This is a genomic window from Serratia fonticola (assembly GCF_001006005.1).
GTDB classification, from domain to species: domain Bacteria; phylum Pseudomonadota; class Gammaproteobacteria; order Enterobacterales; family Enterobacteriaceae; genus Chania; species Chania fonticola.
Window position 1 is genome coordinate 3,609,997 of record NZ_CP011254.1, and the last position, 23,573, is coordinate 3,633,569.

Annotated in this window: 25 protein-coding genes; 12 read left to right on the forward strand and 13 right to left on the reverse strand. The window is 54.3% G+C overall.

Annotated features, from left to right (window positions below; translation table 11 throughout):
* Positions 1-140: 140 nt before the first annotated feature.
* Positions 141-1,607 carry an L-asparagine permease gene (ansP, locus tag WN53_RS16120; RefSeq protein ID WP_024486925.1) on the reverse strand — a complete coding sequence of 489 codons (1,467 nt, stop codon included), beginning with the start codon at positions 1,605-1,607 and terminating at the stop codon, positions 141-143.
* A 159-nt stretch (positions 1,608-1,766) separates the two neighbouring features.
* On the reverse strand, positions 1,767-2,204 hold the full coding sequence (locus WN53_RS16125) for a PACE efflux transporter (RefSeq protein ID WP_024486924.1): 438 nt from the start codon (positions 2,202-2,204) through the stop codon (positions 1,767-1,769).
* A gap of 119 nt (positions 2,205-2,323) precedes the next feature.
* On the opposite strand from WN53_RS16125, the gene WN53_RS16130 reads away from it, so the two are divergent.
* Positions 2,324-3,211: a LysR family transcriptional regulator gene (locus tag WN53_RS16130; RefSeq protein ID WP_024486923.1), complete on the forward strand. Its 888-nt coding sequence runs from the start codon at positions 2,324-2,326 to the stop codon at positions 3,209-3,211.
* Between the two features lie 330 nt (positions 3,212-3,541).
* Complete coding sequence (locus WN53_RS16135; RefSeq protein WP_029710842.1) at positions 3,542-4,168, forward strand: LysE family translocator; 627 nt, start codon at positions 3,542-3,544, stop codon at positions 4,166-4,168.
* A gap of 2 nt (positions 4,169-4,170) precedes the next feature.
* Here WN53_RS16135 and WN53_RS16140 read toward each other — a convergent pair whose 3' ends face one another.
* On the reverse strand, positions 4,171-4,734 hold the full coding sequence (locus WN53_RS16140) for a DedA family protein (RefSeq protein ID WP_021805212.1): 564 nt from the start codon (positions 4,732-4,734) through the stop codon (positions 4,171-4,173).
* Positions 4,735-4,940: 206 nt separating this feature from the next.
* Between WN53_RS16140 and WN53_RS16145 the strand changes: the two genes are divergently transcribed.
* The 6 genes from WN53_RS16145 to WN53_RS16170 all read left to right on the forward strand — a co-directional run bounded on the left by WN53_RS16145 (position 4,941) and on the right by WN53_RS16170 (position 11,139).
* Positions 4,941-6,209 carry a sensor histidine kinase gene (locus tag WN53_RS16145; RefSeq protein ID WP_235167002.1) on the forward strand — a complete coding sequence of 423 codons (1,269 nt, stop codon included), beginning with the start codon at positions 4,941-4,943 and terminating at the stop codon, positions 6,207-6,209.
* Positions 6,209-6,832, forward strand: a complete 624-nt coding sequence (locus WN53_RS16150; RefSeq protein ID WP_024485775.1) for a response regulator transcription factor — start codon at positions 6,209-6,211, stop codon at positions 6,830-6,832. Before WN53_RS16145 ends, WN53_RS16150 begins: the two co-directional genes overlap by 1 nt.
* Positions 6,833-6,941: 109 nt before the next feature.
* A complete protein-coding gene (locus WN53_RS16155) occupies positions 6,942-7,625 on the forward strand; it encodes an outer membrane protein (protein ID WP_024485774.1) in 684 nt (227 codons plus the stop codon).
* Between the two features lie 227 nt (positions 7,626-7,852).
* Positions 7,853-8,956, forward strand: coding sequence for an adenosylhomocysteinase (locus WN53_RS16160; RefSeq protein ID WP_024485773.1), 1,104 nt, complete (start codon positions 7,853-7,855; stop codon positions 8,954-8,956).
* A gap of 156 nt (positions 8,957-9,112) precedes the next feature.
* On the forward strand, positions 9,113-10,042 hold the full coding sequence (gene pbpG, locus WN53_RS16165; RefSeq protein WP_024485772.1) for a D-alanyl-D-alanine endopeptidase: 930 nt from the start codon (positions 9,113-9,115) through the stop codon (positions 10,040-10,042).
* Between the two features lie 176 nt (positions 10,043-10,218).
* Positions 10,219-11,139, forward strand: a complete 921-nt coding sequence (locus WN53_RS16170; RefSeq protein ID WP_024485771.1) for a DUF808 domain-containing protein — start codon at positions 10,219-10,221, stop codon at positions 11,137-11,139.
* A 120-nt stretch (positions 11,140-11,259) separates the two neighbouring features.
* Here WN53_RS16170 and WN53_RS16175 read toward each other — a convergent pair whose 3' ends face one another.
* From WN53_RS16175 to WN53_RS16210, 9 genes are all read right to left on the reverse strand, one after another.
* On the reverse strand, positions 11,260-11,451 hold the full coding sequence (locus tag WN53_RS16175; protein WP_024485770.1) for a hypothetical protein: 192 nt from the start codon (positions 11,449-11,451) through the stop codon (positions 11,260-11,262).
* Complete coding sequence (locus tag WN53_RS16180) at positions 11,435-11,974, reverse strand: hypothetical protein (RefSeq protein ID WP_024485769.1); 540 nt, start codon at positions 11,972-11,974, stop codon at positions 11,435-11,437. The genes WN53_RS16175 and WN53_RS16180 overlap by 17 nt, the downstream gene beginning before the upstream one ends.
* 171 nt (positions 11,975-12,145) lie before the next feature.
* Positions 12,146-12,229: a small membrane protein YohP gene (locus tag WN53_RS29205; protein WP_023654377.1), complete on the reverse strand. Its 84-nt coding sequence runs from the start codon at positions 12,227-12,229 to the stop codon at positions 12,146-12,148.
* 110 nt (positions 12,230-12,339) lie between these two features.
* Positions 12,340-12,888, reverse strand: a complete 549-nt coding sequence (locus WN53_RS16185) for a GNAT family N-acetyltransferase (protein ID WP_024485768.1) — start codon at positions 12,886-12,888, stop codon at positions 12,340-12,342.
* Between the two features lie 404 nt (positions 12,889-13,292).
* Positions 13,293-14,318: a MerR family transcriptional regulator gene (locus tag WN53_RS16190; protein WP_024485767.1), complete on the reverse strand. Its 1,026-nt coding sequence runs from the start codon at positions 14,316-14,318 to the stop codon at positions 13,293-13,295.
* Between the two features lie 134 nt (positions 14,319-14,452).
* Complete coding sequence (locus WN53_RS16195) at positions 14,453-15,265, reverse strand: MetQ/NlpA family lipoprotein (protein WP_024485766.1); 813 nt, start codon at positions 15,263-15,265, stop codon at positions 14,453-14,455.
* Positions 15,266-15,383: 118 nt separating this feature from the next.
* Positions 15,384-16,217: a DUF1460 domain-containing protein gene (locus WN53_RS16200; RefSeq protein ID WP_024485765.1), complete on the reverse strand. Its 834-nt coding sequence runs from the start codon at positions 16,215-16,217 to the stop codon at positions 15,384-15,386.
* 79 nt (positions 16,218-16,296) lie between these two features.
* Entirely contained in the window at positions 16,297-16,839 is a 543-nt protein-coding gene (locus WN53_RS16205) for a GNAT family N-acetyltransferase (RefSeq protein WP_024485764.1), read from the reverse strand.
* Positions 16,840-17,307: an acyltransferase gene (locus tag WN53_RS16210; RefSeq protein ID WP_024485763.1), complete on the reverse strand. Its 468-nt coding sequence runs from the start codon at positions 17,305-17,307 to the stop codon at positions 16,840-16,842.
* Between the two features lie 207 nt (positions 17,308-17,514).
* Here WN53_RS16210 and WN53_RS16215 point away from each other — a divergent pair, with 207 nt between their 5' ends.
* The 4 genes from WN53_RS16215 (at position 17,515) to WN53_RS16230 (ending at position 22,002) form a co-directional block, all read left to right on the forward strand.
* On the forward strand, positions 17,515-18,105 hold the full coding sequence (locus tag WN53_RS16215) for a Yip1 family protein (protein WP_024485762.1): 591 nt from the start codon (positions 17,515-17,517) through the stop codon (positions 18,103-18,105).
* Positions 18,106-18,241: 136 nt separating this feature from the next.
* Complete coding sequence (locus tag WN53_RS16220; protein WP_024485761.1) at positions 18,242-19,246, forward strand: LacI family DNA-binding transcriptional regulator; 1,005 nt, start codon at positions 18,242-18,244, stop codon at positions 19,244-19,246.
* A 142-nt stretch (positions 19,247-19,388) separates the two neighbouring features.
* Positions 19,389-20,837 (forward strand): Na+/H+ antiporter NhaC, encoded by a 1,449-nt coding sequence (nhaC, locus tag WN53_RS16225; protein WP_024485760.1) that lies wholly within the window; start codon positions 19,389-19,391, stop codon positions 20,835-20,837.
* Positions 20,824-22,002 (forward strand): MalY/PatB family protein, encoded by a 1,179-nt coding sequence (locus WN53_RS16230; RefSeq protein WP_024485759.1) that lies wholly within the window; start codon positions 20,824-20,826, stop codon positions 22,000-22,002. Before nhaC ends, WN53_RS16230 begins: the two co-directional genes overlap by 14 nt.
* 44 nt (positions 22,003-22,046) lie before the next feature.
* On the opposite strand, the gene WN53_RS16235 is transcribed toward WN53_RS16230, so the two are convergent.
* Positions 22,047-23,420, reverse strand: coding sequence for an NAD-dependent succinate-semialdehyde dehydrogenase (locus WN53_RS16235; protein WP_024485758.1), 1,374 nt, complete (start codon positions 23,418-23,420; stop codon positions 22,047-22,049).
* Between the last annotated feature and the right edge of the window lie 153 nt (positions 23,421-23,573).

Here is a 23,573-nt window from a genome sequence, read left to right on the forward strand (position 1 = left end):
GCGCCATCTGGCCAAGCTGTAACTTTGCAAGAAATCGTCAGTTCTGATTTTCTATGGGTGAACTGTAATTAAAGATGCCACTTCGTGTCGTTGCCAGGTTTACCCAGCGAAAGTGCTAGGTAAACCTAATAAGTTAACCCTTATTGGCCGTTGTGTTGCTCGTGAGCCTGTTGTTCAAGCTTCACCTGTGCAGCACGCTTGCGCAGGCCAAACCAGCCAAGTAGCAGTAACACGGCCAGCACTGGGATGGTGGCAATAGTCCAGGTACCGTTCGGGTAATCAAAGGCCATCATGATCACCACCGCGAACAGGAACAACAGCGTCAGCCACGAGGTGACCGGTGCTCCTGGCATTTTAAACGCCACCGGTTTGGCTTTCCCCGCCTTGATCGCCTTACGCAGTTGCATCTGGCAAACGATAATAAACGCCCAAGAACAGATGATGCCCAGCGAAGCGATATTCAGCACGATCTCGAACACCTGCGATGGCACCAGATAATTCAGCACCACGCCAATCACATAGATGCCGCAGGTCACCAGAATACCGGCGTAAGGTACCTGCTGGCTGCTCATTTTAGCCATCAGCTTTGGTGCTGATCCCCCCATGGAGAGTGAGCGCAGGATACGGCCTGTTGAGTACAGGCCAGAGTTCAGGCTGGAAAGGGCGGCGGTCAGCACCACGATATTCATGATGGTACCGATGTAGGGTACGCCAAGCTTGGAAAAGAAGGTGACAAACGGGCTTTGCCCAGGCTGATAGGCGTTCCAGGGTAACAGCAGAACCAGCAGTACCACCGAGCCGACATAGAACAAACCGATACGCCAGATCACGCTGTTGATCGCTTTTGGCATCATTTTTTCCGGATCTTTACACTCGCCAGCGGCGGTGCCTATCAGTTCGATACCGGCAAAGGCGAAAATCACCCCTTGTACCAATACCAAAGCAGGCAACAGACCATGTGGGAACATGCCGCCGTTATCGGTGATCAGGTGGATGCCGGTTGTATTACCCGCTACCGGTGTGCCGACGCCAAGGAAGATGACCCCCACGACCAGGAACAGAGAGATGGCGGCGACCTTGATCAACGCAAACCAGAACTCCATTTCGGCGAACCATTTCACGCCGATCATATTCATGGTAGCCACAATTCCAAGCGCCCCCAGGGCAAACAGCCACTGGGGAACCTCGGCGAAGGTACCCCAATAATGCATATACAGCGCTACTGCGGTGATATCGACAATGCCGGTCATCGCCCAATTAAGAAAGTACATCCAGCCTGCAACGTAGGAGGCCTTTTCACCGAGAAATTCGCGTGCATAGGAAACGAAACTGCCGCTGGATGGGCGGTGTAATACCAGCTCGCCCAAGGCGCGTAGGATGAAAAAAGAAAACACGCCACATACCAGATACACCAGCGCCAGTGCCGGACCCGCCATCTGAAGACGTGCACCGGTGCCAAGGAATAGGCCCGTGCCGATAGAGCCGCCAATGGCGATCATCTGTATCTGCCGTTTACCCATGCTTTTGTGGTAACCGGACTCGTGTGAGTCCAACCAACGCTTTCTCGCCGCCTGCTTGTCATGTGCAGTCGTTTTGTCTGAGTGCATTATTTGTCCTGTTCCTGTCTGTTTGCATCATGGGAATGAGGTCATGGCAACATTCCGCAGTTTTGGTTGATACCAACGCCGTTAAATAACGGCGAGGCATGCTACCCGTTCTAAGGAATTGAGGCAAAAAAACTGCGGTTCAGAGGAAGAGGGTGTCACTCAGGCCGATTCGGCGGCAGGCAGGGCAGAGGTCGGCAGCCCGAATATTTTGTCGAAGGCCCAGTTAAACACAAAGGTATAGCAGGGAATAATCACGATCAGCGCCATATCCAACAGCAAGGCCTGCAGCAGGGAAATCTCCATCCACCAGGCGATCAGCGGGATCAGGTAAACCACCAGCGTCAGTTGAAAGCCCACCGCGTGCAGAATGCGGCGCTTCAGCGTGCGGGTGCGTGATGCCTGGCGGCTTTCCCAGAATTCGTACAAGTAGTTGTAAATCAGGTTCCAAGTGACGGCGATGGTGGTGATGATCACCGCCAACGGCCCGGTGCTGCTCGGGGCGGAGCCGGAGAGTAGTGCCAACCCAAGGGCCGAAATGACCATACCGATAACTTCATAAGCGGTCACATAGACCAGTTTGCGTTTCACGCCTTGCATGCTTTTCTCCTGCTTTATTTTTCGTGCCTGATGACGTCAGGCAACACGATGCGTAAGATAACGTCAATGCTATTGATAGAAAAAGTCAGGAGCTGTCAATTTTACTGACAGGTGAGGCGATGAATTTTTCCAGTGACAATATCGAACTGTTTTTGGCCGTGTTGGATCGCGGCTCATTCTCGGCGGCAGCCAGGGCGTTGCGGCGGGTGCCTTCGGCGGTCAGCATGGGGATCGCCAATATGGAGGCGGAGCTGGGTTTTCAGCTGTTTGACCGCTCGCACCGTGAACCGGTGCCCACCGCGCTGGCATTGGCACTGGCTCCCCACGCGCGCTTGATTGCCGAGCAGCTCAAGCAGCTGCAGAACCACGCCATTGAGCTTTCTCAAGGGCTGGAAAGCAGGCTGTCGATCGGTGTGGCATCTGATATCAACAGCAGCGGTCTATTGGCGGCGGTGAAAGCGTTGGCGGAACGCTACCCGCTGTTGGATATCGAGGTGCTGACTGCCCCACAAGATGATGTTTTGCATATGCTGCATCAACAGCGGGTCAGCCTGTGCCTGGCATTCGGCGGGCTGGACGTTAACAGCCAGGAACATTTTCACTATGTGGGTAGCGAGTCGTTGGTGGCAACCATTGCGGCGCAACATTCAGCCCTGGGCGCTGGTGGTGCCGAGTTGTTTCTGGAGGAACTGGTCAACGTGCGGCAGATCATGGTGGCCAGCCGGGATTTGCCTATGGCCGATAAACGCCCACAGGTAGCGGAATCCTTTTGGCGTACTGACAGTTTGCCGATGGCGTTAAGCATGGTGGAAGCCGGGCTGGGGTGGGGCAACTTTCCGCTGTCGTTAACTGCGCCGTTGCTGGAACAGGGCCGGTTGATCCGCCTGAAATTTAAAAATACCAAAAACGAACTGCGTCTGCCGGTGCACCTGATTTGGCTGAAGCACCAGCCGCAACAGAAGGCGGCCAGGGAGTTGGTGGCGTTGATGATGGGCCCCTCACCCTAACCCTCTCCCACAGGGAGAGGGGACCGATCGAGCCATAAATTAACAACGGTATTCATCCTCAACACCAACCATGCCACAGACTAACCTCTGTATTTCTCCCACAGGGAAGGGGACTGATCGAGCCACAAATTAACAACGGCATTCATCCTCAATATCAGCCATGCCACAGACTAGCTTCTGTACCTGACGGCAACACCGAACTAGCTCCCTCTCCCTGTGGGAGAGGGTTGGGGTGAGGGGCAGTTTTAACCCCGTATCCTTACGTTTCTATTGCTTTTATTTTGGCCAGCGCGTTAATTTGAATGATGGAGTCAGGCAAGGGGAAAGGGCATGATCAACGAAACGCTATTATCGGTACTCAGCATTACCGGGGCTATTACGCTTGGCGCGATGAGCCCAGGGCAAAGCTTTATTCTGGTGGCGCGAACGGCGGTGGCTTCGTCACGGCGCGATGGGATGGCGGTAGCATTGGGGATGGGGATCGGCTGTTTTATCTTCGCACTAATCGCCTTGTTGGGGCTGCAATCGCTGCTGCTGGCGCTGCCTTGGCTGTATACCACGCTGAAAATGCTGGGAGGGGCCTATCTGATCTATCTGGCGTTCAAAATGCTGCGCGGAGCCAATCAGCCGTTGATGATCGAAGCGGTTGGCGGCCAGCAGCTAGGCTTTCGTCGGGCGTTCACCACCGGGCTGCTAACCCAGTTGGGCAACCCGAACACCGCTATCGTATTCGGCAGCGTGTTTGCGGCGTTGCTCAGCCATAAGATCCCCATGGTGCTGTATATCGTGCTGCCGCTGATTGCTCTGGCCGTCGATCTGCTGTGGTATGCCTTTGTGGCGTTTGTGCTGTCATCACCGCGCCCGCGCCGCGTCTACCTGCGCTTCAAAGCCTGGTTCGATCGCCTGGGCGGCAGCGTGCTGGCCTTACTGGGCCTGAAGCTGATGCTCAACAAATAGTCTTATTGTGCGTGACGCCTCCGCCACCAGTAGCGAAGCAGCAGAATAGCGGCTATCACCACCACGCAGAACAGCAGGCTATACAGCTTTTTGTCACTACCGCTGACAAAACTGCTGATGGCCTGGCCACCAAAATAGCCAAGCAGTACAAATAGCGTGGCCCACAGGATAGCCCCCAGAATATTCAGCGGGATAAAGCGCGAGGGGGGCAGCTTGCTGGCACCGATCAGCACCGGGCCGATAAGCCGGAACCCGTACATAAAACGCACGCCAATCACAAATAAAATCGGGTGGCTGGCAATCAGCTTTTGGGCGCGTTCAATGCGGGCTTGTTGGCTCTCGATGCGGGCAAGCACCCGCCCACCAAAATGGCGCCCGGCAAAATAGAGCACCTGATCGCCCAAGGCGCCGCCAATGGCAACCACTGCAATCACTAGCGGCAGGCGCAGCAATCCGTTGTGTGCCGCAATTCCTCCCAGCAGGGTGATGGTTTCCCCTTCGAGCAGGCAGCCAATCAGCAGTGCCCAGTAGCCATATTGTGTAATGTAGTGGGCCAAATCCGTCATTGTTGTTCCTTTATTGCGATGAAATAGGATTATAACACCCTGTCCCCGCAGCGGGAGGTGAATTGAAACGGCCCGATGTTAATAATAGATTCTTGCATTCGCATAGTGTTTAATCCGCTATTAATAAACTCGTCTGCCAATGATATGGAGATATTATGCTCAAGGTTGCTCTCTGGTTGGTTCTATCTCTGTTTTCAGGGAGCGGGATGATAATTTATGCTTTGCAACAGCAATATGAAGAGCAATCAGTTACCTATCGTATTTTATATCGTGAGGTTACGGTTAAATTATCCCAGCTTGAGACGGTGCTTTCCTTACTGTCGGTGTCCAGCGATCCCGCCATCGTCCAGCAAAAATTCCCGCAGATTGTGGCTTGGAAACGTATGCCACAGGCACAGCCAATCCCGACTTTAACGCCAACGGGAGAGGGAACTTACTGGCTGGCACACCAACATTTTGCGTTGTTGATCGATCCTGCGCTGCTATTTACGGACATTCCACAGCGTCATGATTTCCGGCAGATCGGCCTGAGCTGGCACAACAAACCTTTATTTGAGCAGGGGGATCATGCTCAACCAGCGTATTGGCAATGGGACAAGTGGATCAGCAGTGCCTCTCAGCCTTTTGCATTATCCGCCCGAAACGACCCTGATTGGGCGCGTTTGCCTTGGTTGCTGTTATTGCTGCTGCCGGTTTTCTGGGCTGGTGTCGTCTATTTTATCGACCAATACCGTATTCAAAAACGCCAACGCAATATTGCCGTTTTGCGTGAACACTTCTCGCAATTGACGCGGCTTAACGCCATGGGGGAAATCACGGCCAGTATGGTTCACGAACTCAACCAGCCGCTGACTGCGGTGTTAAGTTATAACCAGGCTGCCCTGCGCCTGTTAGATCAACAGCAGCAGGATAAAGCCGTGCCGTTGCTTGATGCGGCAGTGATACAAATCAAACGCATCAGCACGTTGCTGCTGCAATTTCGGCAAAAGTTGGCGCATGAGCAGGTAGTATTGCAAGAGGTCAATCTGCATAAGGTCTGGTTGCGCGTCACTATGCTGCTGGAAGATGAGATCAACAAGGGCAAGGTCAGGATCGTTAACCGGATGCCCGATGCGTTACCCACTCTACGAGCCGATCCTCTCTGGGTTGAACAAATCTTCCATAACATAGTGACCAACGCCATTCAGGCACAACAGCCCAATCAGCCGGAGCCAGGTTGGGTGGCAATCGATGCTGAATACTCGAAGCAAGGGATCCAACTGATGATTACCGATGGTGGGCCAGGGCTTTCTGAACCCGCATTACAACAGGTCTTTATTCCCTTCTTCACGACTCGCCAAGAGGGATTGGGGCTGGGCATGGCGCTGACGGAAACTCTGGTGCAGCGCCTGAACGGCACTATTACGGTGGAAAATATGGCCGATCAGGGGGCGCGTTTTACCCTGTGGTTTCCCTTTAACACTCAGGAGGAGTGATGGAACAGTTTATTTATCTGATTGATGACGATCGGGCCATCCGTAGTTCGCTAACTTCACTATTGGCAACCATGGGCTGGCAAACGCTGGCTTATGAAAATAGTCTGGATTTTCAACAGCGGATGGGGGAACCGCAGGCGCTGTGCGGTTGCTTGCTGCTGGATATTCGTATGCCGGGCAAAAGCGGCATCACGCTACTGGAAGAGTGGCAACAACAGGGTCTGGAGATCCCCGTTATCATCATGACCGGCCACGGAAATATTGATTTATGTCGGCGGGCCTTCAAAAACGGGGCTTTTGAATTCTTGACCAAGCCCATTGATGCCGATCTGTTGATCGAAACTGTTGCTGGGGCATTGGAACATCAGCGAATGTTGCAACAACAGCGGCAAGCAACTGCCGAGTTGCAAGAGAGGCTCAATGCGCTGTCAGCCCGGGAACTGGAGGTCACTGGGCTGATTATGCAAGGGAAATCCAGTAAGGAAATTGCTCAGGAGCTGGAGCTTTCACCGCGCACGGTAGAGGCCCATCGCGCCAATTTATTTGCCAAGCTGGCGATCAACTCGTCGGTGAAGTTAATGAAAGTCTATGGTGAGCTGTTTTCTTCAACAAGAGTTAAGTAAAAATACCTAGAGCCTTAGGTATTCAACCGAATTGCGACACTTTTGCGCGTTGGTTATTTTAGCTGAACCTTCATTGTTCTTCATAAATAACCTTTCAAGCGAGGATCGCATGAATATTAAACCTCTGGTACTGCTGGTTTCCCTCTCCGTTGTTTCCGGTAATGTTTTAGCCGATGATTATTTAGAGGGATACTATGGGGCGATAAAACTATTGCACGCCAGACAGTCGGCAGAAGATATGGATACCAGCAGCCGCCCAGGCGTGGGTGATTTTGTCAGCGGTGACGAAAAGCATAATTTCTATAACGGGGCCATCGCCGCAGGCTATCAATTTGGCAATGGCTGGCGCAGTGAGGCAGAGTATGTGTTCAAAAAGAAAAGCGAATACACCAGCGGCTCAACCACCTTTGCCAGCAGCTACAATCACCACAAAGTGGACGCTCAGCGCCTGATGCTCAATGCCTATCGTGACTACGCGCTAGGGTATGACTTCTCGGTTTATGGCACGGTTGGCCTGGGTATCGCCAAAGTGAAATCCGACGGCTGGCAGGGGAATACCTCGCGCCAATACGCGGCAAGCACGCAAAATAATCTGGCTTACTCTATTGGCGCAGGGATCAGCTATGCGGCTATGGAGCGGCTCAATCTTGATTTGGGCTACCGCTACGTGGATATGGGCAAGATTGAAAGTGGTTACAATAACTTTACCAATGCCCGTGGGTTAAAAGATGAGCAAATGAAAGCGCGCCTGGTTTCCAGTGAGTTTGCCTTAGGTGTGCGTTACCTGTTCTAACCTTATCATTGATACCGGGCCGTGAGTTTCGCCATCGCGGCCTGTACCTGCTGAACAATCCGTCCGGAAGTTCTTCCCCCTGATAGATCGGAAAAACCATCACTCATACTGCTGTCATGACAGTCACCTCGGTTTTTTGCGGTGAGATAAGTGATAATAGCCGCCATGCGATGCAGATTAATCATTCTGCCATGCCCTGGCGGCGTGGCGTAGTAGAGGAGTAACCGATGTATCAGGATTTTGACAGTGAGTTGAAGTGGGCCATGCGCCATATGCCACGTACCCGCGCGGCAGTAGCGGCGTTACCGGATCTGCACGGCGTGCGCCTGGCGTGTAACATGCACCTGGATCTGAAAATGGCCCCGCTGGTAGCCGGGCTGTTGGATAAGGGCGCGGCCATTTATCTCACCACCTGTAACCCGACGACGGTGCAGGATGACGTAGTGGCCTGGCTGGAACGTCACGGTGCCCAAGCGCACGCCTGGCGTGATATGAGCGATGCCGACTGGTCTGAATCTTTCGACCGAGCGCTGGCCTGGGAGCCGACTCATCTGTGTGAGATGGGAGCCGATCTGACCACTCGCCTGCATCAATCTGCCAATGGCCCACAGATCAAGGCTGGGCTGGAAGCGACCGGTTCAGGCATCAGCCGTTTGGGGGGCATCGCGCCACGTTATCCGATCTTTAACTGGGATGACCTGCCGGTAAAAGAAGGGCTGCATAATCGCCACATGGTTGGGCTGACCGCCTGGCATACTTTCTTCCAGACCACCCATCTGACGCTGCATGAAAAATGTGTGGTGGTGATTGGTTATGGGCTGGTAGGCCAGGGCGTAGCCGCTTCTGCCAAGGCTTATGGCGGGCAAGTTATCGTGGCGGAAATCGATCCGGCCCGGGCTTTGCAAGCGCGCTACGATGGTTGGGCGGTAGTCGATTTAGCCACTGCCGTAGAGCAGGCCGATGTTATTGCCACTGCCACCGGAGCCAAAAACGTGCTGTCTGCACGGCACCTGGAGCGGGCCAAGGATGGGATGTTTATCCTCAACGTTGGGCATGTGGCGGAAGAGATCGATGTCGGTTTCCTGCAAGGCCTTCCGCACAGTGAGCCAATGCCATTTGTGAATGCTTACCAACTGGCAGACAAAACGCTGTATCTGCTGGCCAACGGGTCGATGTTCAACCTGACGGCAGGCTACGGTGATAGCCTGAATGCCTTCGATGTGACCCTGGCCGTGATGGCCGCCGGTATCGGGCATATTGTGGGGGCCGGTGAGCAGCATGCTGCCGGATTGTACCTGTTGCCGCAATCTGCCTGGCAGCCAGCGCTGTAACTTTTACCCTGCGGGCGTACAACCCAGTACGCTCGCGGGTTGCATAAATTTTGCGCCGATAGATTTTGTCACAAATCGCTACTCACAATCACAGTGCAATTCTATACCCCTCACTTATAATTCAACGCAGTCGGTTCTCTCCTCCGTTACAGAGTAATACATGTGAAAATCCGTGTTTTGGTTCTAACCCTGCTCGCGTTGCAAGCCGGTACTGGACTGGTGCCGAGTGCATTAGCCAGCAATAAAACCGCCGCAGTGCAGGCCTCCCAGCCTGAGTTGGCTTCTGGCAGTGCCATGGTGCTGGATATGCAAACGCATCGGGTGATTTATTCACGTAACCCCGATGAAGTGGTGCCTATCGCCTCGATCACCAAGCTGATGACGGCGATGGTGACGTTGGATGCCCGCCTGCCGCTGGACGAAATGCTGTCGGTCGATATCAGCCAGACGCCAGAAATGAAAGGGGTCTACTCCCGGGTGCGGTTGAACAGCGAAATCAGCCGCAAGGATATGTTGCTGTTGGCGCTGATGTCGTCGGAAAACCGGGCCGCGGCCAGCTTGGCGCATCATTATCCAGGGGGCTATAACGCCTTTATCAAGGCGATGAATGCCAAGGCGAAAGCGCTAGGCATGACTAATACCCGTTACGTTGAACCGACCGGGCTATCGATTCATAACGTGTCCACTGCGCGTGACCTGACCAAGCTGATGTTGGCGACCAAGCAGTACCCGCTGATCGGCCAGTTGAGCACCACTACCGAACGGATGGCGACCTTCAAGGATCCCAACTATACGCTGCCGTTTCGCAATACCAACCATCTGGTCTACAACCAGAAATGGAATATCCAGCTGACCAAAACCGGCTTTACCAACCAGGCCGGGCATTGCCTGGCGATGCGTACCGTGATCGGTAACCGCTCCGTTTCGCTGGTGGTGTTGGACGCCTTTGGCAAATATACCCATTTTGCGGACGCTAGCCGCCTGCGTACCTGGATTGAAACCGGCAAAGTAACGCCGATCCCGGCGGCGGCACGGGATTATCGCCGCCAGAAAGATGCCGCCTTGGCGAAGAATGACACGGAATAAAACGTGACTTATTAGCCTGCCGCCTGTCGCGGCAGGCTATCACTGTCCCCTTCTGCAAAATTCACGACTTAAGCCCGCAGCTACAGTAAAATCATTAAGATTTTCCCTCTTCATGTTTTCAACCCGCTATGCTAAACCGGTATGGCTATCCCACCCTTTGATAAGGAAAGTGCATTTTGGCAGGCAGTAGCTTATTAACCCTGATCGACGACATCGCTTCGTTACTGGATGATGTTTCACTGATGACGAAAATGGCGGCCAAAAAGACCGCCGGGGTACTGGGAGACGATCTGGCGCTCAATGCCCAACAGGTCAGCGGTGTTAAGGCCGATCGTGAAATCCCCGTGGTGTGGAAGGTGGCCAAGGGCTCGTTTATCAACAAGACGATCCTGGTACCGCTGGCATTGCTGATCAGCGCTTTTGCCCCTTGGGCGATTACACCGCTGCTGATGGTCGGTGGGGCTTACCTTTGCTATGAAGGGTTTGAAAAGGTTTACCACAGCCTGACGCACCGCAAGGGCGCAGAGGCAGAAGAGAAAGCGGAACTGGATACCAGTGAGGACGTTGCGGTCTATGAACAGCGCAAAATCAAAGGCGCCATTCGTACCGACTTTGTACTCTCCGCCGAGATTATTGCCATCACGCTGGGGACCGTAGCCGGAGCCACCTTTAGCCAGCAGGTGATAGTGCTGTGTGGCATCGCCATTGTGATGACGGTTGGGGTATACGGCATCGTGGCAGGCATCGTCAAGCTGGACGATCTGGGGTTTTACTTAGCTCGTAAGAGTAGCGCGTTAGCACAATCGTTAGGGCGCGGTATCGTCAGTGCGGCACCTTATCTGATGAAAACGCTGTCGGTGGTGGGGACCCTGGCCATGTTTATGGTGGGGGGCGGGATTTTGACCCACGGCTTACCGCCTGTGCATCACCTGTTTACCGACTGGGCGAGTTATTCTGCGGTGGTACCTGGCGTAGGTGCGATCCTGGGGGGCCTCACCCCTACGCTGCTGAATGCAGTGTTTGGCCTGATCGCCGGTGGCGTTGTGATGCTGGTGGTCTCTGGGATTAGTTCGGTGCGGGCTCGTTTTAAGGCTTGATGCCGCAGATTAATGACCAACCCCCGAAATGTGTTTTTTCGGGGGTTGGTAGTGAACTCAGAAAAGTTGGGGCTTTTTTAACGTTGGCGCTGTCGGCAACAGGGCGTTTTGCCGGCAGGTTTAGCATTCGCTGTAAAGTTGCGGATTGTGGGGCTCAGGGAAGTTTTTCCCTTTGGTGATTTTCCCATCACGCAACTCAAACTCCCCGGTCAATAATTTCTGGTTCACAACCTGGGTCGCAGCCATCTGCATCATCAGGCGCTGACGGGCCAATATTTTGTTAACCACAGGTTTTTCAGCAAGTAATGACATAACCCCTCCCATCTGCGCACAGTCCGTTATAAGCATGCCAGCCAGCTGGCAATCGACAGAGTCTGGTATGACTTTGGGCCCTTTGCGGGTTCCGTAACCCTAGCAGGCTATTATAGATGACGACCAGATCAACTTTGCGTTCACTGTGAACATCAGGCGCTGCATAGAACAAATATCCACCAGGTTTGCAAACACTATAATGAAGTCTCACCAGCTTGGCAACGTTGAACAAGACCCTGGATCCGTTTTCACCCGGCAACGGCACGTGTCTAAATTGGCCGTATTCTTCAGGTACGCTCAGAGCGTCGAAAAAGATTTCTACCATACCATTGGACGGAAAAGGTATGTCAGGCACGTTGATACCGTAGCCTTTGGTTCGAGCCTCTGTCGCTGTGGCTATTTTGTTGAACACCACAAGAAATAGCTTGCCTCCAACTTCAAATGTACCAGTGACGTAGGGCTTTCCGTAGTCTCGGTTGATTTCCAAAGGATACGGAAGAGTTAGGTGATGAATTGAGGCCATCCTGTGCTCTCTTTAACGTAGCAATGAAGGCATTCAACACGATTTTTAGCGGTTTTTGACAACAATATTAGAGAGTTGGGAAGCGGCTCGAAAATAATCTGAGCTCATTGATATGCTTACATCACTGCAGAGTAATGCAGGGCGCATTGAAGCGCCCAATGGTGGTGAGAACTAGAAGATCAGTTTGAACACACCGGTAATGGTCAGTAGGCCAACAATAAAGATAATCGCAATAATCCACAGAAAAATTTTCATCCGTCTCTCCCGACTGTTTATGTTTAGTGAATGCGTGAATGCACGCTGAGATCGCTAAGCCACGACAGAATTAACTATAGATGAAAATCAGCAGCTTGCCCGGAAAGGGCCTAAGGCAGCGTATGGCTGCCGCCATTCAGTGGCCGCTGCATAATGTGGGTATCCAGCCAACCGCCAAATTTAAACCCGACGCCGCTTAGGGTGCCGATGCTGGTGAAGCCTAGCTTGCGGTGCAGGGCAAGGGAGCCTGCATTGCCAGCAGCATCGCCAATCGTTGCCAGCATTTGCCGCCACGGGCCGTGTTCACAGCGGGCAATCAATGCGCCGAGTAATGTCTTGCCAATACCGTGCCCTTGCAGGCCTTCGGCAACATAGACCGAATTCTCGATGGTGTAGCGATAAGCCGGTCGTGGCCGATACGGCGTGGCATAGCAATAGCCCACGACGCGGTCTTGCATCTTCGCCACCAGCCATGGCAACCCAGCAGCCAAGACGTTGTGGCGGCGCTGTTGCATCTCCTCCAACGTTGGGGGCGTTTCTTCGAACGAGGCTGGCCCGTAAAGCACATGATGAGCATAAATTTGTTGAATGGCCGCCATATCCTCAGTGCTGGCATCGGAGACGCTTAGCGTTGCCAGCGGTGGGGTTGCAAGTGACATAGTGCTCCCTTTTATGATGATAAATCAGAGTACCAAGGCATTATGCACCGCGCCTGGCGACAAGATAAATTGGCTTTTTGTCTGGTGGGGATAAGAAAAAATGATGGCATTTTCATGCGGAGAAATCTGTTAAGTGAAGAAAGGTATGTTATTGCGTTAGGTGTTGCCCCTCACCCTAGCCCTCTCCCACAGGGAGAGGGGACAGAACGTGCCACAAATCTGTTTCCGTGCCTAACTTCGGCTTCCTATTAGCGAACGGCAACTTACGTGCTATAGATTAACGTCCGCATCTGACTCAAATCATGCCTTGTTAGGTGAAGTCATAGACCATCTCCCACACCTGACGACGACCCTGCTCTAGCTCCCTCTCCCTGTGGGAGAGGGTTGGGGTGAGGGCACACAGGTTACCCCCGCATCAGTTGCGTGACACACTGGCGCAGATAGTCCAACAGCTCCGGGGTGAGCCAGGTACCCTCGGTCAAGGTCGGCTCTTGCTCCATCGCCTGGCGGATCTTCATCTGGGTGGCTGGATTGTCACTGGCATAGGACTGGAACAGCTCTAGCCAAAGGGCCGCCAACTGTTTAGCCTGTGTCGATGCAGGTGCAACCTCCTGCTGCATCGCTTGCTGGAATTGGGCAATGAGCGCTGGCCATTCCTGAATGCGATCAAAATAGTGAGCGCGGACATAGGCATATTCGGTATCAGACAGGTATTTTTGATAGATCGCCAGCTTGGTTTCGGCAAAGGCACGGGTGATGTAATCGGTCATGGCCGGTGTGATCCCCGTTTGTGCGCGCATCGAAGGCTCATCGGCGTGCATGGCGTTGAGACGGGTCAGAAATGCCGGATTGCCTGCGGTATCACGCTCCAGCGTGCACATCCAGCGGCGCGCAATAGCCTGAGCACGCGGATCCTCGGCACTTGCCCCATCGTTCATCAGCTCTTGTACCGTGCTCACCATCTCCTGCCATTCCCGATTACGCGCTTCGTCGGCCTGATAGAACGGCAACTGCGCCAGTTCGTCGGCGGTAAAGTATTTATCGTACATGGTCATCATCTCCAACGTGATCAGCCAATCATTCAGTTCGGGTTCACTGCCTTGGGTCAATTGGGCGTGCATATGCTGTAAGCGACTGCGCAGCGTGGTTATCTGTGTCAGTTGCCGATCGAGCATGGCAATTTGCTGTTCAATAACCGCTGGTAACGCCAGCCCCGAGTGCGCCAGAATCGAGTCGATTTCTGCCAGTGCAACTCCCATTCGCCGCAAGGCTTGAATATGGTGCAGGCGAGTAATATCTTCCCGATTGTAGAGGCGATACCCGGCATCGGAACGTGCGGAGGGAACCAGCAGCCCAATGCTGTGGTAATAATGTAAGGTTCTTATGGTGATGCCCGAACGGCGGGCCAGTTCGCCGACTTTCAGTAACATGCTGGTTATCTCCCTGGTGTGAGCTGAGATACTACAGCCTGACGTTACGTGAGGGTCAAGCAGGGAGATGGGGGAATTTTTGTGACGCGTTGCAGGCACCAACAACCGGCACCTGCAACAAGATCGCGGGGAAGTTACCAGCCTTTGACGGCACCGCCGTTGAAGATCTTCTCTGCCGCTTTGGCGACTTCATCGGACTCGTAGGCTTTCACGAAGTTCTGCACGTTCAGCGCATCTTTATTATCTTCGCGCGCCACCACGATATTGGTGTACGGCGAATCTTTATCCTCGATAAAAATCCCGTCTTTGGTCGGCGTCAGGCCAATCTGGTTGATGTAGGTGGTGCTGATCACTGCCACCGCGACTTTAGGATCGTCCAATACCTGGGGCAGTTGCGCACCTTCCAGTTCCATAATCTGGTAGTTGTGCGGGTTGGCACTGATATCCAGCGAGGTTGGCAGCAGGCCTTTGCCCTGCTTGAGCTCGATCAGCCCAACCTTTTTCAACAGCAACAGGGCGCGGCCCAGGTTGGTAGGATCGTTCGGGATGGCAATTACCGCGCCGTCCTGCAACTCTGACAGCGATTTGATCTTTTTCGAATAGCCAGCCATGGGGAACACAAAGGTATTGCCTACCACCACCAGTTTGTAGCCGTGATCTTTATTTTGCTGTTCCAGGAAGGGGCGGTGCTGGAATACGTTGGCATCCAGTTCGCCTTTGTCGGTGGCATCATTGGGCAGCAACGAACCGCTAAAGCCAATCAGCTCCACGTCCAGGCCATATTTCTCTTTGGCCACCCGTTTGGCGACCTCTGCCACGTCCTGCTCGGCGCCGTTAATGACGCCAACCTTGATATGGTTTTGATCGACCTTCTGATCGCACCCTTGTAATAACAACGTTGCTGCTAATGCTGCGGCCAAGGCGGTGCAGCGCCAAACAATTGCCATGAGTGACTCCCTGTAAAAACAATAAGATCGGTCAGTGTTGTGCCAACAGCTAAACCTATGGCCGTAGCCAAGTCAAATCCTGGTTAAGCACAATTTCTTATAGCTCATAACGCGGCGATCAGCGCGGCCGTAACACCACGATGCCCGGCGTATTCAGCACATAGCTGGCAAACGCCGAGTCCATCACTTTGTGGTTTTCCGGGCGTGAGGAAGCATGGCGCAGCACCGGCCCATTTTGGGTCATGATAAAGAAGCCGGTATGGGTAACGTCCAGCCCAGCCAGCTTGGTATAGATGCCGATATAGTCGCCGGTCTGTAATTGGCTAATCACCTGCTCATCAATAAATTCGCTGGGGATATAGGTCACGCTGCGCTCGGTGACCGCGATGCCGGGCAGATAGAGTTCGCCATCCGCTTTGCGGTTGAGCTGTTTGACCACGGTGATGGCATGCGGGCTGAGTTGTGCGGTGACGTCGTCGGCAAGGATCTGGCGGGTGTGCGCCCAGTCGGTGAAGAAATGCTTGCGCTGCTGGAAACTGACGTCACCATTGATATAGCGCGTCTGAATCACATTTTCGACGAATTCGTTTTCGCTGGTGGCGGTTCTGAGCGCCTGCACGTAATCCAGATAGGTAAAGCAATCCACCCCACGGAAATCGATCACCAATTGTTCCGCAGTGGTGGCGGAACCGATCAGCCGGTTGGCTACGTAAGGGGTTTCCAGGAAAGTCTGTGAGAGCAGCTCGATGGCCCGCCCTTTATCGATATCCGGCACCGCCGCATGCAGAGCCAGCGCTGCCTGCAGTTTGTTTACTGTGTAATCGTCCATTACTATCGCCATTGTCAGAGGTTTCACCTGTTGCGGTAGTGATTCTACCGGGATTTTGGCCGGTTGTTTACCGCTGCAACCCATCAGCGTCGTACACAATATTATCAGGGCCAAGCCACGCATCCCTCTCTCCCAAGCGATCATTGGTTCGGCCAGTATGGCGTACGCAAGGTAAACCCAGCGTCACCCAAAAAGCGGTAAATCAATAGCCCACTTCATTATTGAATGGCAGATACCAGAACAGCGCGATCTCATGATCGGCAATGTCCGGTTGGCCACGATAGAGTAAATGATCGATGCCACCGAGCACAAAGCCATAACGCTGATAGCAACTGCAGGCAGTCAGATTATTGTTTTGGGTTTCCAGCATCAGCCCGGCGGTGTCCTGCTCCCGTGCCCAATGACGTGCGGCATCCAATAGCGCCGTGGCTATGCCTTGGCGGCGAGCGTGGCGGCTGACGGCAATCTCCTCGATCAGCGTATAGTCGTTCCAGTTTTTGCTGAGTGTGATATGCCCTACGGCTTCCCCTTGGTAACGAGCGAGGAAGGTCTCCCCATCGTCATTGAGGAACGGGGCCAGCGGGTAGACTTTATTGAAAGGAGCCACTGGCTGGGTCGGCCACAGCTCGACCGGCTTATCAAAACAGGGCTGAGCGTAACAGGAGACGGCAAAGGAAAAGTCACCGTATTCCAGGTAACCGAAGGGGAGTTCGCTGATGATTTCGATGCCGATCGCCTGATGCAATTATTCCAGCTCCCTTAGCAGCCTGGCGGGGTTGCCCGCATAAATGCCTTTGCGGGTGATGCTCTTGCTGACTACTGCACCAGCCCCAATCACCACGTCATCGCAGATTTCCACGGCCAGTATGGTGGCGCCAGAACCTACAGAAACCCGGTTGCCGAGCCGAGTGTGTCCCCAGCTTGCCGGGTCGGCATTTGGGGTGCCCCCTTTGAACAGATCGTTGGCAAACATCACGCCGTGGCCAATAAAGCAATCTTCGCCCAAGGTCACGTATTCACAGATAAAGCTATGCGACTGGATCTTGCTGCGCGCGCCCACGCAGACGTTCTTCTGGATCTCGACAAACGGGCCGACAAACACGTCGTCCCCCAACTGGCAGCCATACAGGTTGCTGGGCTCGATCACCATCACGTTCTGCCCGGCCTGCACGTTATTAATCCCGCTTTGGCGGGTGCGGATCTTGGTTGTCATGGTCTCCCTCCATCAAGTAACGCAACATATTGATTATAGTGCAGAGTAACCCACAGGCCGCTGACAGCGTACGTTTTTTCAACCAAAGACTATAATTGATACAGGGCAGAGAGCCTGATAGCCGCAACCCTTGCGCGGTGTCTGAACCGCCAGTGGTGTGTTTTCCGTTCGCCGATCGCGGTTGGCGGCGAAATGAGGAGGTGTCTCATGGTCAATCATGTCTGGGGTCTGCTGGCCCATCCCAACGTCGAGTTGAAACAGATCAAAAGCGAGAATGAATCCGTCTCGCACCTGTATACCCACCACGTGTTGCTAATGGCGTTGATACCGGTGGTCAGCGCGTTTATCGGTACCACGCAGTTGGGCTGGCTCTCTGGTCAGGGGCAGGCAATCCGCCTGGATATGTTCACCGCTTTCTACACCGCCGTGGCGTTTTATCTGTTGATGCTGGCTGGCGTGGCGATCATGGGCAAGGTGATCCACTGGATGGCGCGGCGTTATGAGTCACGGCCAAGCCTGCATCTATGTATGGTCTTTGCGGGCTATGTGGCGACTCCGATGTTCCTCAGCGGATTAGTGGCGCTGTACCCTGTAGTTTGGCTGTGCCTGTTTGTCGGGGTTATCGGTCTGGCCTATTCGGGCTATCTGCTGTATCTCGGTATTCCGCATTTCCTGAATATCGATCGCAAAGAAGGGTTTATCTTCTCCAGCTCGACATTGGCTATGGGCATCCTGTTGCTTGAGCTGTTGCTCGGTCTGACGGTATTACTGTGGGGGTATGGTTCCTGGTTATTCTGAAGTTAGCGTGATTGTTGCCCCTCATACCCTGCGGTATGGGGGGCTTTTGTTTAAAGGAGCCGAACTCGCCCATCTGGATTTGTTGTTCCCGCCTGCTTATTATCAACTTATTAAATGATACCGACTGGAATAATTGATGGCGACAATGAAAGAGGTGGCGCAGCGAGCCGGGGTTTCCGCTGCGACGGTCTCTCGGGTGATTAACAATACCGCCTATGTTGAGCCGGTTACCCGCGAACGTGTCGAAAAAGCGATGCGCGAGTTCAATTACCACCGCAATGCGGCGGCCCTGGCGTTAGCCAAACGCAGTGGCAACATGCTGGGATTGCTGACCGGCAATCTGGCCGATCCCTTTTTCTCGCGCCTAGCGCGTGGGGTGGAAGAGGTGACCCGCAAAGAAGGGGCCAAGCTGATGGTGTGCAGCGGTGGGCACCAGGCGGAGCGCGAAAAGGCCGGGTTGGATTTTCTGATTAATCAGGGCTGTGAGGCGATTGTCGCCCACGTCACCCGCATGAGCGATGCCGATGTACTGCGCTATGCTGCTCATACCCCCGGTTTAGTGATTATCAATCGCTACTTTCCTGCCATTGCGAACCGTTGCGTGTGGTTGGATAACGTCAGTGCGGCTCAGGCCTCGACCGAATATTTGCTGCAACAGGGGCATCGGCGCATTGCCTGTGTGACCGCCGATTTACCCATCGACGATCGCAAGCAGCGTTTACAGGGCTATCGCAATGCGATGGCACAGGCGGGGATCGACGTTCCGGGGGAATGGGTGATCAGCGTGTCCTTTGATGAAGAGGGGGGAGAATTGGCCGCAGAGCAGATACTTTCCAGCCGTCATCACTTTACGGCCGCAGTGACGTTTAATGACGTGATGGCCGCCGGCATGATGCGAGCCTTGCACCAGCGGCAAATCCCCTTGCCGGAGCAACTGTCGATTATCGGCTTTGATGATGTGGTGCTGGCGCGTTATCTCTATCCGGCGTTAAGCACCCTGCATTATCCCATCGAGCGTATGGCCAAGCGGGCAGCCAAGCTGGCGCTGCTGAGCCAGCAACAGCAAGGGTTACCGCCGCAAAATAATATGTTTAGCGCTGAATTGGTGCTGCGTGACTCGGTCACTCGCTGGCAGGGATAGCTTGTCCAGAGGTCGTTCTGAGATCTGCATCACAAAGCTATTCTCCATGAAAGCGGTTACATGGCTTGAGGCGCTAGCTCACACCCCGGTAAATCAGGATTCACTACGCTAGCGGCACATCAATAACAACTCGGGGTGACCTATGGATGGTAAAAAAACGCTCAACCTTTGGCTGGCTTTGCTGCCAATCGTTGCCATGCTGACGCTGTTGATCGTCGGCTATGGGGTATGGGAATTACGTATTGAACCGCTGTTACTGCTTTCAGCGGCCGTTGCTGCCGGGCTGGCACTGTGGCAGGGCTATAGCTGGGATGACATTATCAACTCGATCGTCAGCAAACTGGCGAAGGCCATGCCGGTGATCATGATCCTGATCTGCGTCGGCGGGCTGATTGGCACCTGGATGATCAGCGGCACTATTCCTTACATGGTGTACTGGGGGCTGAAAGTGATCAGTCCGCAATATATTCTGATCGCAGCCTTCTTCCTCACCAGCGTGATTTCCGTCTGTACCGGCACCTCATGGGGGTCTGCGGGTACCGTCGGTGTAGCACTGATGGGCGTTGCCGCGGGGCTGGATGTGCCGTTGGCGGCGGCGGCGGGCGCGGTGGTTTCCGGTGCCTATTTCGGCGATAAAATCTCTCCGCTGTCGGATTCGACCAACTTTGCCGCTATCGTGGCCGAAACCGATCTCTATGCGCATATCAAACACCTGATGTACACCACACTGCCCAGCTTTGTGCTGGCAGCCACCGTTTACCTGATCGCCGGTCATAGCAGCGTGGTGGGAACGGTTGCTACGCCACAGCGGGTCACTGACATCATTATTGGGTTGGAAAGCCTATACCATTTCAACCTGTTGCTGATCCTGCCACCGGTGCTGGTGCTGTGGGGGGCGGTGACCAAACGGCCGGTGATCCCGGTCATGCTGGCGGCCTGTGTGCTAGCGATCGGCCTCGCCGTGGTGATGCAGGGCTTTAGCCTGAAACAGGGTCTGAACGCGCTGATGGACGGCTTCAACCTATCGATGTTTGCTGAACGCGGGCATGACATCAGCGGCGTGATCGCCGATGTTCCGCGCTTGCTTAACCGGGGTGGCATGTTCTCAATGATGAGCACCATCCTGCTGGTACTGTGTGCCTTCTCGTTTGCTGGTGCACTGACCTTGACCGGTGCGCTGACGGTGATTATCAACCGGTTGCTGAAAGTGGTACGTACCACGGGCCAACTGATTGCCGCCACGGTGGGAACCACCATTCTGGTTACCGGAGCGACCAGCGATGGCAAGTTGGCGCTGCTGATCCCGGCAGAGCTGTATAAGGACGCCTATCGCCGCATGGGCTTGGACAACACCAACCTGTCGCGCACCATCGAAGATGCCGGTACGGTGATTGAACCCCTCATTCCCTGGACGGCGGCCGGTGTTTACATGGCGACAACGTTGGGAGTTAACACGCTGGATCTGCTGCCTTGGGCGGTGCAGTGTTACGCGGCGGTCTTCTTCGCTTTGATTTACGGTTTTACCGGTTTTGGCATCGCCAGAGTGACGCCAGAGGCTCAACAACAGGAGATGCCAAATGAAACAGCCTGATTTCAACCAGGTGGTCGATCGCCACCATACCAGCTCGGTAAAATGGGATTTCATGGGGCATTATCTGCAATTGCATGAAACCAACCTGTTGCCGATGTGGGTATCTGACTTTGACTTTCCTTGCCCGCCTGCAGTGCAGCAGGCGCTGCATACGCGTGTCGATCATGGCGTATTTGGCTATAGCGAACGCGATGAGGATTACTACCGGGCTGCGATTGAGTGGTTTGCCCAACGCCACCAACTTCTGCTGGAACGGCAATGGTTTACCTCGATCGAAGGGGTTGTGCCGGGGATTGCGCTGCTGATCCAGATGCTCAGCCAACCTGGTGAGGGTGTCGTGGTGCAGGGGCCTTATTACGGCTCCTTTAAGAAGGTGATCACCCTCAATGGTCGGCGGGTACTAGAGAACCCATTGCAGGAGCGGGAAGGGGAGTATCACTTTGACTTTACCCAGTTGGCCGAGCTGTTGCAGCGGGAGAAGCCGCCGTTGCTGGTGTTGTGCAATCCGCATAACCCAACCGGCCGCTGCTGGAACCAGCAGGAGCTGACGCAATTGCTGACGCTATGCCAGCAACACGGGGTGACGGTGATCTCTGATGAGATCTGGGCGGATTTGATCCTGCCAGAGGAGCGCTTTACCTCAGTGTTACACCTGGGACCGCAGTGGCACGATAGGGTGATTGTGGCTACCTCTGCCAGTAAAACCTTTGGGTTGTCGTCGCTACGCATCTCCAATTTCCTGATCCCGAATACGGCGCTGCGTGAGCAATTTGTCGAACGGCTCAATGCGCACGGGTTAGACGTTTTCAACGCGCTTGCCATGACGGCGGCGACGACGGCTTACCAGCAGGGCGGCCCGTGGCTTGATGCCTTGTTGGCTTATTTGGCCGAGAACCGGCGCTGGTTTGCACAGGCGTTGGAGCAGGCGGCTCCCTGGTGCCGGATGATGTCAGTACAAGGCACTTATCTGGCCTGGCTGGATTGCCGTGCGTTGGGGTTGGATGATGAAGCTTTGCAGCTAGCCATGCGCCAACAGGCCAAGATTGCGCCTTCGATGGGCTGCGGATTTGGCGAGCAGGGGCAGGGTTTTATCCGCATCAATCTGGGTTGCCCGCGCGCCTATCTTGAAATGGCCGTCGCAGGGTTGGCTAAACTAACCGATTGATTTTATAGTGGGCGCAGCATACTGCGCCCCTCCAGTATAAAACCTCAGCTATGGCTAACCACCACCAGTTTCTGGTTCACAAACTCCTTAATCCCCAGATCTGACAGTTCACGGCCAAAGCCGGAACGTTTCACACCGCCAAACGGCAGCTCAGGTGCGGTATCGGTTAATGAGTTGATATACACCATGCCGGTTTCAATACGTGAGGCCAGCTTTTTGGCTCGTTCAATATCAGTACTGAAGATGGCCCCGCCTAGCCCGTAGTGGGAGTCATTGGCCAGTTTGACGATCTCCTCGTCATCGCTCACCACATAGACCTGCGCCACCGGGCCGAAGAACTCGGTAAAATAGGCCGGATTATCGCGGCTGATATGCGTGAGGATGGTGGGTTCAAAGAAGTTGCCTTCGTGCTGTAACGCCTTGCCGCCCAGGTGTAGTTTGGCCCCTTGTTTCACCGCGTCATTGACCTGCTCGATAAGCCCTTCCAGGGCAGACTTGGAGGATAGCGGCCCTAAGGTGGTGGTTTCATCCAGCGGATCGCCCATTTTCACATTCTTGAAATGCTCGGTGAGCTGTTGCAGGAAGGCCTTCGCCACTTTCTCCTGCACGATAAAACGCTTGGCGGCGGTACAGACCTGCCCGGCATTGTTCAGCCGTGCCTCTGCCCCCACTTTGACGGCCTTCTCGAGATCGCAATCGTCGAGCACGACGAAAACGTCGTTACCCCCCAGTTCCAGCGTGGCCTTTTTCAGCTTCTTGGCCGCCTGAGCCGCCACGATGCTGCCTGCTTTTTCAGAACCGGTCAGCGCCACACCTTGCACCCGATCGTCGGCGATGATGCTGGCCACCTGATCCTGGGAAATATACAGGTTGGTATAGGCCCCTTTGGGCGCTCCAGCCTCATGCACCAGCTTCTCGAACGCTTCGGCGCAGTGCGGCACGATGCTGGCGTGCTTGACCACTACCGGGTTACCGGCCGCCAGGTTAGGGGCGAGTACGCGCATCAGTTGGTAGAAAGGAAAGTTCCAAGGCTCGACCGCCATCAACACCCCGATGGGATGATGCTCGACCCAGGCCTCACCCAGGCTGGACTCATAGCTTACCGGGGCCAGGAATTTTTGCGCATTATTGGCGTAGTAACGGGCAATCTGGCCACACAGTTTTACTTCGCCACGGCTTTGCTCGATCAGCTTACCCATCTCAACGCTGGCAATGTTCGCCAGTTCCTCTACCCGGCTCTCCATCAGATCGGCCAGCTTATGCAACACGGGTAAGCGCTGGATGATTTCACCCTTGGCCCAGTCGGAGTGATACAGCGCATCGGCTTGGGCCAGCGCCAGCTCCACCTGATCGTCGTTATGCGGGGTATATTCTTTAATCAGCTGATTGTTAAAGGGGTTTACTGTCTGGTATGGCATGAAGTGCTCCTTTCGTCGCTCATGTTGACGCCTGACAGACGCCTTATTCAGAACGTTAAGTCTAGACGACAGGGCTGCGAAGGAGGTGCATAAAGGGCGATCGTGCGCCAGTGCCCCGCATGCAGAGGCTTAATACGAGTTGTGCTGAGATGA